The following is an 11,941-nucleotide window of genomic DNA, read 5'->3' on the forward strand; positions in this document are numbered from 1 at the left end:
CTGGAGGGCACTCCAGCACAAGGCCGGCGCGCGTCGTCCACTGTGTACTCTCGGTGGGGTTTCCCGCCCAGAGACATCGAGGACCCCCGATGCCCAGTGACGACCCCGCCGACACCCGGCTCGCCGCCGAGGTCGCCAAGGCCCTCGCCGACCGGCCCGAGGCCCCCTGGTACGACATCGGCCGGCCGATCCCGTCGAGCCCCAACCGCGTCCCCGCCGGCTTGTCCTTCAAGGCCGCGCGGCTGCTGCGGCTCGCGTCGTTCCTCGGCCCCGACCCGATCCCGCTGCGGCTGTTCTCCCGGTACCCCGACCGCCTCCCCATGGAACTGCGCGGAACGGTCGAGGCGGCCGCGAAGGAACTCGGCTTCCGGGGCGACGTCGTGAACATCAACCGCGGTGTCGCCCTCGGCGTCCGCGAGGCCTGCACGCCCAAGGAGTCGGCCGAGGCGATCGCGACCGTCCGCCGCCTGCTGCGCGAGCACCTGCCCGGCGACGTCCAGGGCAGGGAGGACTGGCCCACGTGGCGCGCCCTGCTCAAGCACACCCTGGCCGCGGTGTCCGACCCGGCCGTCGGCCCGCCCGACCACATCTCCTGGCTGCACGACCGCGCCGCCACCTACCTCCAGGAAACCGGGCAGCTCGCCGCCGCGAGGCTGCTCTTCGAGCGCGCGCTGCGCCTCAACGAGGCCGCCTACGGACCCGAGCACGCCGAGGTCGGGCTCACCCTCGCCAACCTGGGCATCGTGATGCGCATGCAGGCCGACCACGACGAGGCCGCCGCCGTCCTGGAACGCGCTGTGCGCGTCACCGGCACCGCGTTCGGCCGCGACTCGGCCGACGTCATGTACCCCGTCAGCCAGCTCGGCCTCGTGATGTCGGAGGTGGGGCGCTTCACCGACGCGAAGTTCCTGCAGGAGTGGGCCCTGCGCAACGCCGAGAAGAACTTCGGGCCCGACCACCCGACGACCGCCGTCCGCCTGACCAACCTCGCCGGTGTCCTCCACGACCTCGGCGACGGCCACGCCGCCCACACCATGTACCAGCGGGCGCTGCGCATCGAGGAGACCGCGTACGGCCCCGACTCCGCCGAGGCCGGCGACACGCTCAACAACCTGGGACTGCTGCTCAAGGACATGGGCAGGCGCTCGGAGTCCGTGAACGCCCTCGAACGCGCTCTCGCCATCGCCGAGCGCACTCGCGGACCGCGGCACGCCGACGTCGCGGCCACCCTCAACAACCTCGGGCTGCTGTCGGTCGAGCAGGGGTTTCCCAGCAAGGCGATCCCGCGCCTGGAAAGGGCGCTGGCCATCGGCGAGGCCGTCTTCGGCCGCACGCACCCCCAGGTCGGCCTCACCCTGCACAACCTCGCCGTCGCCAGGGCCGAGACCGGTCACCGCGAAGAGGCGAGGCGGCTCATGGCACGTGCAATCGCGATCTTCGAGACCGCATACGGCACCGAGCACCGGCAGACGCGCGCGAGCCGCACCATGCTGGCGGGATGGCGTTAGGACCGCCCCGCCTTCCGGCGGAGCGGTCCCGTCGGCGTCAGTCCGCGGGGACGAACGCGATCAGCCACGCCTCGGCGAGGTCGGGAGCCTCCTCGACGAACTCGCCGGACTCCAGCTCCCCGGCGAAGATGTGCGGGGTCAGGATCCGGACCCCGTCCACCTCCTTGCGGGCCATCCCGGCGGACACCTGAAGGAGTTTTCCCGCGCCGGGATCACGGGTGACCCGCCCGGGATCCCCGGGTTCGCCGACCGTGTCGCACCCGTTCCCCCGCGCGGCGTCGCCGCCCGGACCTCCGGCCTCGCCCGTCTGGAAGCAGTAGTACTCCCCGTCGCCTCCGCCCGTCGGCATGTCCGTGACACCGCGGCCGGGCACCTCGAACGGTGTCTCGGCGACCGGGTCGCCGTCGGCGTCGACCTCGACGACGGTCTGCTCGGCCATGTCGAAGTAGGTCACGTGCAGCTCGACGGCGCTGCCGCCCCCGGGCCTCTCGGCCGGCCGCGGATGGCAGCCGTCCACGTCGAAGCCGAGCGAGGTGAAGGTGTCGGTGGTGATGTCGAAGATTCCCAGCCGCGCCTCCGGGGAGGCGACGAGCAGCTGGTGGGAGGTGATCGACCAGGTCGGCTCGCGGCAGAGGACGTCGTCAGGGTCGTAGTCCATGAGCTCCCGCTGCGTCCCGGTGGCCAGGTCGCGCAGCATGAGCTTGTTCCGCTCGTCGATCCAGCTCAGCCACCTCCCGTCGGGGGAGACATTCGCGGTGACCAGTATCAGCGAGTTCCCGGTGAGGACGACCTCCGGTCTGCTCGCCGGGCGCCACGACAGCAACCTCGCGCCTCCCGCGAAGGATTCGAGGTAGTAGAAGGTGCCGTCGTACTCCGTGGGCACGATGCCGTCGGGAGTCTCCTCGGACTCCGACGGGCTCGGCACCGTCGAGGACCGCGAGGCCGCCGGGTCGGGCGCGCCTTTCCCGCCGCCCCAGACGTTCACCGTCCCGATGATCCCGGCCGCCAGTACGACGACCGCGGCGAACGCGGCCACGGCCGTGCGACGCACCTGTACCCGCCGGGTCCTGGCCATCGCCGCCTCCGCCAGAGGCACCGGCCGTGCTTCGTCGGCGATCTCCCGCAGGATGTTCGAAAGACGTTCGGTCGACATCACCGGCCCCCTTCCACGAGTTCGGTGAGTTCGGGCAGTGCCGAGCGCAGGTGGCCGAGGGCGCGGGAGGTCTGTGTCTTGACCGTCCCGGGCGAGCAGCCGAGGATCGCGGCGGCCTCGGCGACGCTGCGGTCCTCGAAGAAGCGCAGCACGACGACCGCGCGCTGCTTCGGGCTAAGGCTCAGGAGGGCGTCGCGGACGGTGAGTCGTAAAGCGACGTCGGTCTCCTCGGTCGCGGCACGGCGGGTGGGTTCGTCGGAGAACTGCTCCCGCACCCTCTTCTTGCGCCACCAGGAAACCTGAAGGTGGTACATGATCCTGCGCGTGTAGGCGGAGGCGTTCCCGTCGATGCGCTGCCAGGAGCGGTGTGTGCGCGACAACGCGACCTGGACGAGGTCCTCGGCGAGGTGCTGGTCGCCGGTGAGCAGGTATGCCGACCGCAGTAGCGCGGGAGTGTGGACGCGCGCGAATTCGGTGAACTCGGCGGCGTGAGCGGGCATCTGTGTCTCCCCCCGTGGGCTGGGTGTTGCCTCCTAGACGCCGGATCGGGCGCGGACGGTTGACACCCGGGGGGACCGAAGAACGAAGGCCGTCAGCCCAGCTCGCGCATGAAATGGAAGGCGGAGACGTGGAGGCCGTTGGCGAAGTAGAACCCGTGCGCCCCATGCCGGTGCGTCCCCGAGTCCAGGTGCAGTTGCGCGCACCCGTGCGTCTTCGCCTCCTCGACGAGCCACGCCAGCAGTTCCCGCGCGTGGCCCCGGCCGCGCACCTCGGGGAGGCTGACCAGGTCGTCGACGTACAGGTGCGCGCCCGCCGCCAGGGACCGTGTGTACCGGTAGCCGGCGACGGCCACCGCGTCGGGCGTGTCATCGGTGAACACGCCCGCGAGCAGGTAGCCGCCCGGCCGCAGCTCACCGTCGACGAGCGCGCCGAAGTCCTCGGCCGTCGTCAGCGCCGGCCGGAGCTCGCGCATCGCCCGGAACGCCGCGTGGGTCCGCCCGGCCGGGATGCGCTGGACGACGGCGCCCACTACGCGTCCGCGTCGGCGAGGAGCGGTTCGAGCGTGATGCCCGGGTAGTCGGTCTTCACCGTCTGCATGCGCCACTTGTTGAGGAACGCGGCCAGCACGACCCCGTCGCGCGCCCGCACGAAGGTCTCGGTGCCCGGCGCGCGCTTCATCTTCTCGGCGCTGTCGGTGTCGGTGCGGCGGGCCAGCTCGTAGGGCAGGTGGTCGAGCGTCGTGGGGACGCCGAACTCCTCGGTGAGCCGGTGCGTGGCGACCTCGAACTGCATGGTTCCGACGGCGGCGAGCACGGGCGTGGCGTCGCCGCGGCGGTCGGAGTACAGGACCTGCACGACGCCTTCGGCGTCGAGCTGGGCGATGCCGCGGCGGAAGCGTTTGGCCTTCGAGGTGTCGTCGGTGCGGATCGTCGCGAAGTGCTCCGGCGCGAAGGACGGCAGGGGCGGGAAGACGACCTTCCGGTCGACGTACAGCGTGTCGCCGATGCCCAGGGCGGTGGCGTTGACCAGGCCGATCACGTCGCCGGGGAAGGCCTCGTCGAGGGTGTCGCGGGAGGCCCCGAACAGCGACTGCGCGTACTTCGTCGCGAAGGGGCGGCCCGACTCGGCGTGCGTGACGACCATGCCGCGCTCGAAACGGCCCGAGCAGACCCGCACGAACGCGACCTGGTCGCGGTGGGCCTTGTTCATGTTCGCCTGGATCTTGAAGACGAAACCCGAGAACGGCGACTCGACGGGCCGCGGCTCGCCCTCGGCGTCCTCGCGCGCGGCGGGCGCGGGCGCGTGCTCGATGAGCACGTCGAGGAGCTGCGCGACACCGAAGTTGGCCACGGCCGCGCCGAACAGCACGGGCGTGGTCACGGCCGCCTCGAAGAGCTTCTGGTCGTGCGTGGCGCCGATCTCGGTGAGGAGCTGGACCTCTTCGACGGCGGTGGCGTAGTCCTCGCCGAACCGAGCGGCGGCCTTGTCGGCGGTCAGGCGCGTCTGGATCGCCTCGCGCGTGCCACCGGGGGTGCGCTCGAAGTGCACCATGTCGTTGGCTTCGGCGGCGTCGTCGCCACGGCGGTCGATGACGCCGGCGAACTTCCCGCCCGGCCCGACCGGCCAGGTCAGCGGGGTGCACTTGAGGCCGATGCGTTCCTCGATCTCGTCGAGGAGTTCCAGGGCCGCGCGGCCGGGACGGTCCCACTTGTTGATGAAGGTGATGACCGGGATGCGCCGGTGACGGCACACCTCGAAGAGTTTCAGCGTCTGCGGTTCGAGGCCCTTGGCGGCGTCGATGAGCATGACCGCGCAGTCCACGGCGGTCAGCACACGGTAGGTGTCCTCGGAGAAGTCGGCGTGGCCCGGTGTGTCGAGGAGGTTGACGACGCAGTCGGCGTAGGTGAACTGGAGGGCGGCCGACGTGATCGAGATCCCGCGCTGCTTCTCCATGGCCATCCAGTCGGACACCACGCCCTTGCGGCCGCCCTTGCCGTGCACGGCGCCCGCCTCACCGATCGCCTGCCCGTGCAGGGCGAGCGCCTCGGTGATGGTGGATTTACCCGCGTCGGGGTGGCTGATCACCGCGAACGTGCGCCGACTCGACGCCTCACGCGCCACCGCGGACCCCTGGCCCGACATGTTCTACCTCATTCATTGCTGTTCACTGCTACTTCACGGGTGCTCGGCCCCCCGGACCCGACCTTCGATCATATCCGCGCGCCTCCGCCGGGCGCCGTGGCGTGCGGCACGTCGCCGCCGATACCTTGGTGACCATGCCGACCCTCCCCGACTTCCGGCTGGAGACCTTCTTCTCGCGCTGGGAGTTCGCCGCCCGCCATCACCTGACGGCCTCCGACGCGCAGACGATGTCCCTCGCCGAACTCCTCGACCTCGCCGACGACGACTCGCGCGCCCGCTGGGAGGGCCTGACCCTCGGGTACACCGAGACCTACGGGATGCCCGAGCTGCGGTCGGCGATCGCGGCCACCTACGACGGGCTCGACGCCGCCGACGTGCTCTGCTTCGCCGGTGCCGAAGAGGCCATCTACCTGGCCATGCACGTCCTCCTCGACGCCGGCGACCACGCCGTCGTGCTCACCCCGAACTACCAGGCCGCCGAGACGATTCCGCTGTCGATCGCCGAGGTCACCGGTGTCGCGCTGCGGCCCGAGGACGGGTGGGCGCTCGACGTCGACGCGATCGCGAAGGCGCTGCGGCCGAACACGCGGCTGGTGTCGGTCAACTTCCCCAACAACCCGACCGGCGCCGTCCCCGACCCCGACGCCTGGCGCGCGCTGGTCGCCCTGTGCGACGAGCGCGGGATCCGCCTGTTCAGCGACGAGGTCTACCGCGGCCTCGAACGCGACCGGCCGCCCCTGCCGCAGGCCGCCGAACTGTCGGACTCCGCCGTGTCCCTCAACGTCATGTCGAAGGCCTACGGCCTGCCCGGCCTGCGCATCGGCTGGATCGCCTGCCGTGACCGCGAGCTCCTCGGCCGCCTCGAACGCGCCAAGCACTACACGTCCATCTGCAACTCCGCGCCCAGCGAGGTCCTCGCCCTGATGGCCCTGCGCGCCGGGGAGCGCATCCTCACCCGCAACCGCGCGATCATCGCCGCCAACCTGCCCTCCTTCGACGCCTTCTTCGCCCGTTTCCCGGACCTCTTCGCGTGGTCGCCGCCGCAGGGCGGATGCGTCGCCTACCCCCGCTACCTCGGCGAAGACGGCGTTGAGGAGATGTGCCGGAGCCTCGTCGAAGAGGAGGGCGTCCTGCTGCTGCCCGCGAGCATCTACCGCTCCGAACTCACGCCCGTCCCCGGCGACCGCTTCCGCGTCGGCGTCGGCCGCCACGGCCCGCAGGAGGCCCTCGACCTGTGGGCGGCGTGGCTGGACCGCCGCCTTGCGCGGCCCGCCGACCCGACATAGCGTGGAGTCCGAGGAGGCGGAACCCGATGCCCGAACCAGCTCAGGCCGCACCCGTCCCGGCGGACGCCCTCAGCCGCGACGACCCCTTCACCGTCGACACGACCTACTGGCACGCCCTCGACGACGGCCGTATCCAGTGCGACGTGTGCCCCCGCGCCTGCAAACTGCGTGAAGGCCAGCGTGGCCTGTGCTTCGTGCGCGGACGCGCCGACGACCGCATCGTCCTCGCCTCCTACGGCCGCTCCTCGGGGTTCTGCGTCGACCCCGTCGAGAAGAAACCGCTCAACCACTTCCTGCCCGGCACGCCCGTGCTGTCCTTCGGGACCGCCGGATGCAACCTCGCCTGTCGCTTCTGCCAGAACTGGGACATCTCCAAGTCCCGTGAGATCGACACCCTGGGGGCGTCGGCCTCGCCCGACGCGCTCGCCGAGGCCGCCGCCCGGCTCGGCTGCCGCTCGGTCGCGTTCACCTACAACGATCCGACGATCTTCCTGGAGTACGCCTCCGACGTCGCCGACGCCTGCCGCGCTCGTGGCATCAAGTCGATCGCGGTCAGCGCCGGTTACATCAACGCCGAGCCGCGCGCCGACTTCTACGCGCACATGGACGCCGCCAACATCGACCTGAAGGCCTTCAGCGAGCAGTTCTACGAGAAGGTCACCTTCGCCAAGCTCGGGTCGGTGCAGGAAACCCTGCGCTACCTGCACGAGGAGACCTCCGTCTGGCTGGAGGTCACGACCCTGCTGATCCCCGGGCACAACGACTCCGACGCCGAGATCGCCGCCGAGTGCGCCTGGTTCGCCGAGCACCTCGGGCCCGACGTCCCGTTGCACTTCTCGGCCTTTCACCCCGACTTCAAGATGCGCGACATCCCACGCACCCCGCCCGAGACGCTGCGCCGGGCCCGCGGGATCGCCCTCGACCACGGGCTGCGTTACGTGTACACGGGGAACGTGCACGACCCCGAAGGGCAGACGACGAGCTGCCCGGGCTGCGGGAAACCTGTCGTCGAGCGCGACTGGCACGTCCTCAACCGCTACGACCTCACCGACACCGGCGCGTGCGGGCACTGCGGCCACGCGATCGCCGGGGTCTTCGACGGCCCGGCCGGCGACTGGGGCGCCAAGCGCCGCCCGGTCACGCTGGTCGAGAAGCCCGGGAAACACGGGAAACACGACCGGCGGCCGATGCTGACCCTGACACCACGAGGAGACCGGAAGTGATGCGACCCGAAGCGCGGCCGGCGGCGGTCGCGGGCCGCTTCTACCCCGGCGACGCCGTCCAGCTGCGCACCATGATCCGCCGCATGCTCGACAAGATCCAGGTGCCCGCCGACGAGCCCTTCGCGCCCGCCTACGTCGTCCCGCACGCCGGTTACCGCTTCTCCGGGCCCGTCGCCGCGCACGTGTACGCCCGTCTCGAACGCTTCGCCGACCGCGTCGACCGCGTCGTGATCCTCGGGCCCTCGCACTTCGTGCCGTTCGACGGCTGCGCCGGTTCGCCGTCGGGCATGTGGGAAACCCCGCTCGGCGACGTCCACACCGTCGACGCCCCCGGCCTGCCCGCCGACGCCGCGCCCCACGAACGCGAGCACTCCATCGAGGTCCAGATCCCGTTCCTCCAGGAGGTTCTGGGCAAGGTCCGCGTCACGCCCGTCGCCGTCGGCGCGGCCAGGGCCGAGGACGTCGCCGACGTCATCGACGCCGCCGTCGCCGACGACCCCCGCACCCTTGTCCTGTGCAGCACCGACTTCTCGCACTACCACCCCGACGACGTCGCCCGCGAACTCGACCGGCGCACCGCCGCCGCCGTCGTCGCACTGGACCCCGCGCTGATCAAACGCGGCGACGCCTGCGGCATCTTCGGCCTGCGCGGACTGCTCGTGTGGGCCGCGCGGAAGGGGTACAAGCCGCGCCAGCTGGACCTGCGGACCTCGGCCGACACCTTCGGCAACCCCGAGCGGGTGGTGGGGTACCCGGCGTTCGCGATCGACGCGGCCTGAAAGCGCGCCAGAACGACTAAAGGTTCGCTCAAGGACGAAACGGAAGCACGCGGCTAGCTTGTGGCGGACATCCGAACCACACCAGGAGGACCCCCACGTGCTGAAACGACGTCTCGCAGCCAGCCTGATCACCGCCGCCGCGACCGGTCTCGCCGTCTTCGGCGCCGGCGGAACCGCGCAGGCCGCCAACGACTACCTCATCGTCTACGGGGTGGGCAGCAACTCCGCCGGCGGCCAGATCGGGCACATCGACGACGGTGACTCGTTCGAGGTCAAAGACCTCATGGCCGACGGCCACGGAGTGCGTGGAACGTTGTACAACGAGGACTTCGTCGTCCTCAAGTCCTCGTACAACGGCAACGGCAACAACAGCACCACCCGCTTCAGCTACGACGTCAAGGGCGGCGTGAGGTACTACATGCGCATCTGCCTCGTCGACGGCTACACGGACACCAGTCCGGTCAAGTGCGCCACGGAGTCGATCGCCGAGTAGCAGCCCTGGAGCCCGCGTCCGGGGAACGTGGCGCGGGCTCCGGGCCGCCTTCCGGGTTGAACAGGTCCAGCACCCGCTGCGTCCCCCGCCCCGGCCCCGCGATGCGGGGTTTCCCGCCCACGGCGGTCCAGACCAGGGCGCCGACGCGTCGGCCGCGGTGGCCCTGCCTCTGATCCACCGCATCCTCGACGGGCTGGAGCGGTCCGAAATCCGCGGCGACGACCGTGCCATGTACCTGGAGCAGGTCCGTTCCATGCGGGAGGTGATCCCCAATCCGAACCTGCCCGCGTCCCGAGCGCCGATCGCGGCACTCCAGCGCCATCTCGACAAGCTCTGAGCGCACCTACCCGTTCGCCCGAAACCACTCCAGCGTCGCCGCCACCCCATCGGCGTGCGACGTCACCCGCACCGGCCCGAACGCCTTCCGGAACGCCGAGTCGTCGGCGATGAACGCCCGATCCCGCTGGTACCAGGTCTCCCCCAGCTCCTTCACCACGGGATTGAACAGCCCCAGCACCCGCTGCATCCCGCGGCCGAGTCCGGCGATCCTGGGTTTCCCGCCTACGGCCGCCCAGACGAGGTCCAGGAACTCCCGTCCCGTCACCGGCTCGCCCGCCGGCAGGTGCCACGCCCGCCCGTCGGCGTCGTCGCGCTCGCCGAGGGTGACCAGACCAGCCGCGACGTCGGGCAGGTAGGAAACGGTGTGGGGCTTGTCGAGGTCGCCGACCCAGCGGGCGGTCTTTCCGGCGAGGGCGGCGGCGAAGACCGTCGGGCCGATGGTGGTGTTGAGGCCGCCGGGGCCGTAGTAGTCGGAGGCGCGGCCCATGGTCGCGCGGACGCGGCCTTCGCGGTGGGCGGCGAGCAGGAGCGCGTCGACCTCGACGCGGGCGCGGCCTTTCGGGAAGTCGGCGACGTGCGGCATGTCCTCGGTCAGGGGACCGTCGACGGGCCCGTAGACGTAGAGGTTGTCGGCCATGACGAGTTTCGCGCCGGCGGCCTCGACCCCGGCCAGCACGGTCCGGGTGAAGGCGGGAAACTCCGCCGCCCAGCGCGCGTAGGGCGGCTGCGCGCACTGGTAGACGACCGACGCGCCCGCGCAGGCCGCGACGGCGCCCTCGGTCGTGGTGACGTCGGCGGCGAAGGAACCGTGGCGGCTCACGGCGCGCACCTCGTGCCCGCGGGCGGTGAGTTCTGCGACGACGGCCTTGCCGATCGCGCCGGTGGCGCCGAGGACGACGTGAAGGTCGGACATGACGTTTCTCCCTGCCTGAAGTTTTGTGACGCTGTTATGTAACCACGTTACGATACGATTGGCAACATGCCGAGGCCCAGAAATCGTGACTACGCCGAACTCCGCCGCGATCTCGTCGACGCCGGCGGCCGCCTGCTCGCCGAAGAAGGCCCGTCGGCGCTGAGCACGCGACGGGTCGCGCAGCAGGTCGGCGTCTCGACGACCGCGGTCTACAGTCTCTTCGGCGACAAGGGCGGCCTCGTCCGCGAGATGTTCCTCGCCGGCTTCGAGCGCCTCGCCGAGGCCTTCGACGCCGTCCCCCGCACCGGCGACCCCCTCGCCGACCTCCTCGCCCTCGGCACCGCCTATCGCGCCAGCGCCCTGGCCAACCCCCACCTCTACGAGCTCATGTTCGGCCGGCCCGTCCCCGAGTTCACCCCCGACGCCGAGACCGGCGCCCGCATACGGCCGACCTTCGACGCCCTCGTCGCCGCGGCCGCCCGCTGTGTCGACGCGGGCGTGCTGACAGGAAACCCCTACGACGTGGCCGTCCAGCTCAACGCCCTCGTCCACGGCCTGAGCGGCCTCGAACTGCGCGGCGCCCTCGGTCCCCCCGACGAGGCCGGTGCCCACTGGGAGCGTGCGATCGCCTCGATGGTGCGCGGCCTGAAGGTCTGAGCACGCGTTCCCGAACGTTCACCCGCGCGCCCGAAACCGGTCCGCCCGCCCCGGCGTGCCACGGTCATGAAACGCGCCGCCCGACTCGCCGCGGCCTGCGCGATCCTCCTGCCCGCCGCCCCCGCCTTCGCCGGTGACCTCGATGACGCCAGGCTCGGCCTCGCCGAGGACCCGATCAGGGTCTCGGCCGCCTCCGGGACGACCTCCCACGACATCCTCTGGAGTCTGACCGGCTACCGGAGCGAGGGTGTCACGACCGGCTTCACCTTCACCGTCGACGCGTCCGGCGTCGACGGGCTCGCCGGGTTCACCCTCGGCGATCTTCAGGGCGAAGGCCCGGACGTCTGCGACCACGACGGCTTCGTCTGGACCTGCGTGGTCGGCGACCTCCACTACGAGTCCTGGCCGCCGAGGTCGTGGAGCGCCTGGCAGCCGCAGCTCCTCATCACCGCCGACCCCGCCGTCAACGGCACCGGCGAACTCGTCGTCACCATCGCGGCCGACGGGCTGAAGCCCGCCACCGTGACGCGCGCGCTGACCGTCGGCGACGAGACCGCGCTGACCCTCGACGAGCCCCCGGCGGTCGCCGGAGCACCCGGCGACGTCGTCGAGCTGGCCGTCGGCGTCACCAACACCGGCGACGCGACCGTCCACAATCCACGGTTGCGCCTGTCGGCCGACGGCGCCGCCCCGGCCGCTCCCGGCCACTCCAACTGCGTGACCGACGCGAGCGAGTACCGCGTCGAGACGGTGTGCGCCTTCCCGGTCACCCTCACGCCGGGCGAGCACCGGTCGCTGACGTTGAACTACCGCATCCGCGCCGACTCCTACGCCACCGGCGCGGGAAACCCGCCGCTCAAGCCATTCTTCCGGGCCGACCGCGCCGGATCCGGCCCGCCTCCAGTTCGACGGCGTCGAGGCGTGGACGGGTGAGCCGATCGAGGTCA

Annotated in this window: 13 protein-coding genes; 8 read left to right on the forward strand and 5 right to left on the reverse strand. The window is 71.4% G+C overall.

What is annotated here, in order from left to right; all coding sequences use genetic code 11:
• Nucleotides 1-89: 89 nt before the first annotated feature.
• On the forward strand, nucleotides 90-1,508 hold the full coding sequence (locus HNR73_RS33390) for a tetratricopeptide repeat protein (RefSeq protein WP_184791866.1): 1,419 nt from the start codon (nucleotides 90-92) through the stop codon (nucleotides 1,506-1,508).
• 37 nt (nucleotides 1,509-1,545) lie between these two features.
• Here HNR73_RS33390 and HNR73_RS33395 read toward each other — a convergent pair whose 3' ends face one another.
• The 4 genes from HNR73_RS33395 to HNR73_RS33410 all read right to left on the reverse strand — a co-directional run bounded on the left by HNR73_RS33395 (nucleotide 1,546) and on the right by HNR73_RS33410 (nucleotide 5,304).
• On the reverse strand, nucleotides 1,546-2,661 hold the full coding sequence (locus HNR73_RS33395) for a TolB-like translocation protein (protein WP_184791868.1): 1,116 nt from the start codon (nucleotides 2,659-2,661) through the stop codon (nucleotides 1,546-1,548).
• The gene (locus tag HNR73_RS33400; RefSeq protein WP_184791870.1) at nucleotides 2,661-3,161 is read right to left on the reverse strand and encodes a SigE family RNA polymerase sigma factor; all 501 of its coding nucleotides are present in this window, start codon (nucleotides 3,159-3,161) and stop codon (nucleotides 2,661-2,663) included. Before HNR73_RS33400 ends, HNR73_RS33395 begins: the two co-directional genes overlap by 1 nt.
• Before the next feature lie 92 nt (nucleotides 3,162-3,253).
• The gene (locus HNR73_RS33405; protein WP_203686428.1) at nucleotides 3,254-3,691 is read right to left on the reverse strand and encodes a GNAT family N-acetyltransferase; all 438 of its coding nucleotides are present in this window, start codon (nucleotides 3,689-3,691) and stop codon (nucleotides 3,254-3,256) included.
• Complete coding sequence (locus HNR73_RS33410) at nucleotides 3,691-5,304, reverse strand: peptide chain release factor 3 (RefSeq protein WP_184791872.1); 1,614 nt, start codon at nucleotides 5,302-5,304, stop codon at nucleotides 3,691-3,693. The genes HNR73_RS33405 and HNR73_RS33410 overlap by 1 nt, the downstream gene beginning before the upstream one ends.
• Before the next feature lie 134 nt (nucleotides 5,305-5,438).
• Here HNR73_RS33410 and HNR73_RS33415 point away from each other — a divergent pair, with 134 nt between their 5' ends.
• From HNR73_RS33415 to HNR73_RS33435, 5 genes are all read left to right on the forward strand, one after another.
• Nucleotides 5,439-6,590 (forward strand): aminotransferase class I/II-fold pyridoxal phosphate-dependent enzyme, encoded by a 1,152-nt coding sequence (locus HNR73_RS33415; protein ID WP_184791874.1) that lies wholly within the window; start codon nucleotides 5,439-5,441, stop codon nucleotides 6,588-6,590.
• A gap of 26 nt (nucleotides 6,591-6,616) precedes the next feature.
• Complete coding sequence (amrS, locus tag HNR73_RS33420; protein ID WP_184791876.1) at nucleotides 6,617-7,813, forward strand: AmmeMemoRadiSam system radical SAM enzyme; 1,197 nt, start codon at nucleotides 6,617-6,619, stop codon at nucleotides 7,811-7,813.
• Nucleotides 7,813-8,592 carry an AmmeMemoRadiSam system protein B gene (gene amrB, locus HNR73_RS33425; protein WP_184791878.1) on the forward strand — a complete coding sequence of 260 codons (780 nt, stop codon included), beginning with the start codon at nucleotides 7,813-7,815 and terminating at the stop codon, nucleotides 8,590-8,592. Before amrS ends, amrB begins: the two co-directional genes overlap by 1 nt.
• Nucleotides 8,593-8,689: 97 nt before the next feature.
• Nucleotides 8,690-9,085 (forward strand): hypothetical protein, encoded by a 396-nt coding sequence (locus tag HNR73_RS33430; protein WP_184791880.1) that lies wholly within the window; start codon nucleotides 8,690-8,692, stop codon nucleotides 9,083-9,085.
• Nucleotides 9,086-9,242: 157 nt separating this feature from the next.
• Entirely contained in the window at nucleotides 9,243-9,422 is a 180-nt protein-coding gene (locus tag HNR73_RS33435) for a hypothetical protein (RefSeq protein WP_184791882.1), read from the forward strand.
• A 6-nt stretch (nucleotides 9,423-9,428) separates the two neighbouring features.
• On the opposite strand, the gene HNR73_RS33440 is transcribed toward HNR73_RS33435, so the two are convergent.
• Entirely contained in the window at nucleotides 9,429-10,337 is a 909-nt protein-coding gene (locus HNR73_RS33440) for an NAD-dependent epimerase/dehydratase family protein (RefSeq protein WP_184791883.1), read from the reverse strand.
• A 66-nt stretch (nucleotides 10,338-10,403) separates the two neighbouring features.
• Here HNR73_RS33440 and HNR73_RS33445 point away from each other — a divergent pair, with 66 nt between their 5' ends.
• Nucleotides 10,404-10,994 (forward strand): TetR/AcrR family transcriptional regulator, encoded by a 591-nt coding sequence (locus HNR73_RS33445; RefSeq protein WP_184791884.1) that lies wholly within the window; start codon nucleotides 10,404-10,406, stop codon nucleotides 10,992-10,994.
• A gap of 66 nt (nucleotides 10,995-11,060) precedes the next feature.
• Entirely contained in the window at nucleotides 11,061-11,927 is an 867-nt protein-coding gene (locus HNR73_RS33450) for a hypothetical protein (RefSeq protein WP_184791885.1), read from the forward strand.
• Nucleotides 11,928-11,941: the final 14 nt, after the last annotated feature.

Origin of the sequence: Phytomonospora endophytica, from assembly GCF_014202425.1 — a bacterium.
Lineage (GTDB): Bacteria > Actinomycetota > Actinomycetes > Mycobacteriales > Micromonosporaceae > Phytomonospora > Phytomonospora endophytica.

Excerpts from the sequence above, each read along its gene's own strand:
- HNR73_RS33400 (WP_184791870.1), bottom strand. The coding sequence starts at position 3,161 with ATGCCCGCTCACGCCGCCGAGTTCACCGAATTCGCGCGCGTCCACACT.
- amrS (WP_184791876.1), top strand. The coding sequence starts at position 6,617 with ATGCCCGAACCAGCTCAGGCCGCACCCGTCCCGGCGGACGCCCTCAGC.
- HNR73_RS33450 (WP_184791885.1), top strand. The coding sequence starts at position 11,061 with ATGAAACGCGCCGCCCGACTCGCCGCGGCCTGCGCGATCCTCCTGCCC.
- HNR73_RS33395 (WP_184791868.1), bottom strand. The coding sequence starts at position 2,661 with ATGTCGACCGAACGTCTTTCGAACATCCTGCGGGAGATCGCCGACGAA.
- HNR73_RS33445 (WP_184791884.1), top strand. The coding sequence starts at position 10,404 with ATGCCGAGGCCCAGAAATCGTGACTACGCCGAACTCCGCCGCGATCTC.
- HNR73_RS33415 (WP_184791874.1), top strand. The coding sequence starts at position 5,439 with ATGCCGACCCTCCCCGACTTCCGGCTGGAGACCTTCTTCTCGCGCTGG.
- amrB (WP_184791878.1), top strand. The coding sequence starts at position 7,813 with ATGCGACCCGAAGCGCGGCCGGCGGCGGTCGCGGGCCGCTTCTACCCC.
- HNR73_RS33390 (WP_184791866.1), top strand. The coding sequence starts at position 90 with ATGCCCAGTGACGACCCCGCCGACACCCGGCTCGCCGCCGAGGTCGCC.
- HNR73_RS33440 (WP_184791883.1), bottom strand. The coding sequence starts at position 10,337 with ATGTCCGACCTTCACGTCGTCCTCGGCGCCACCGGCGCGATCGGCAAG.
- HNR73_RS33410 (WP_184791872.1), bottom strand. The coding sequence starts at position 5,304 with ATGTCGGGCCAGGGGTCCGCGGTGGCGCGTGAGGCGTCGAGTCGGCGC.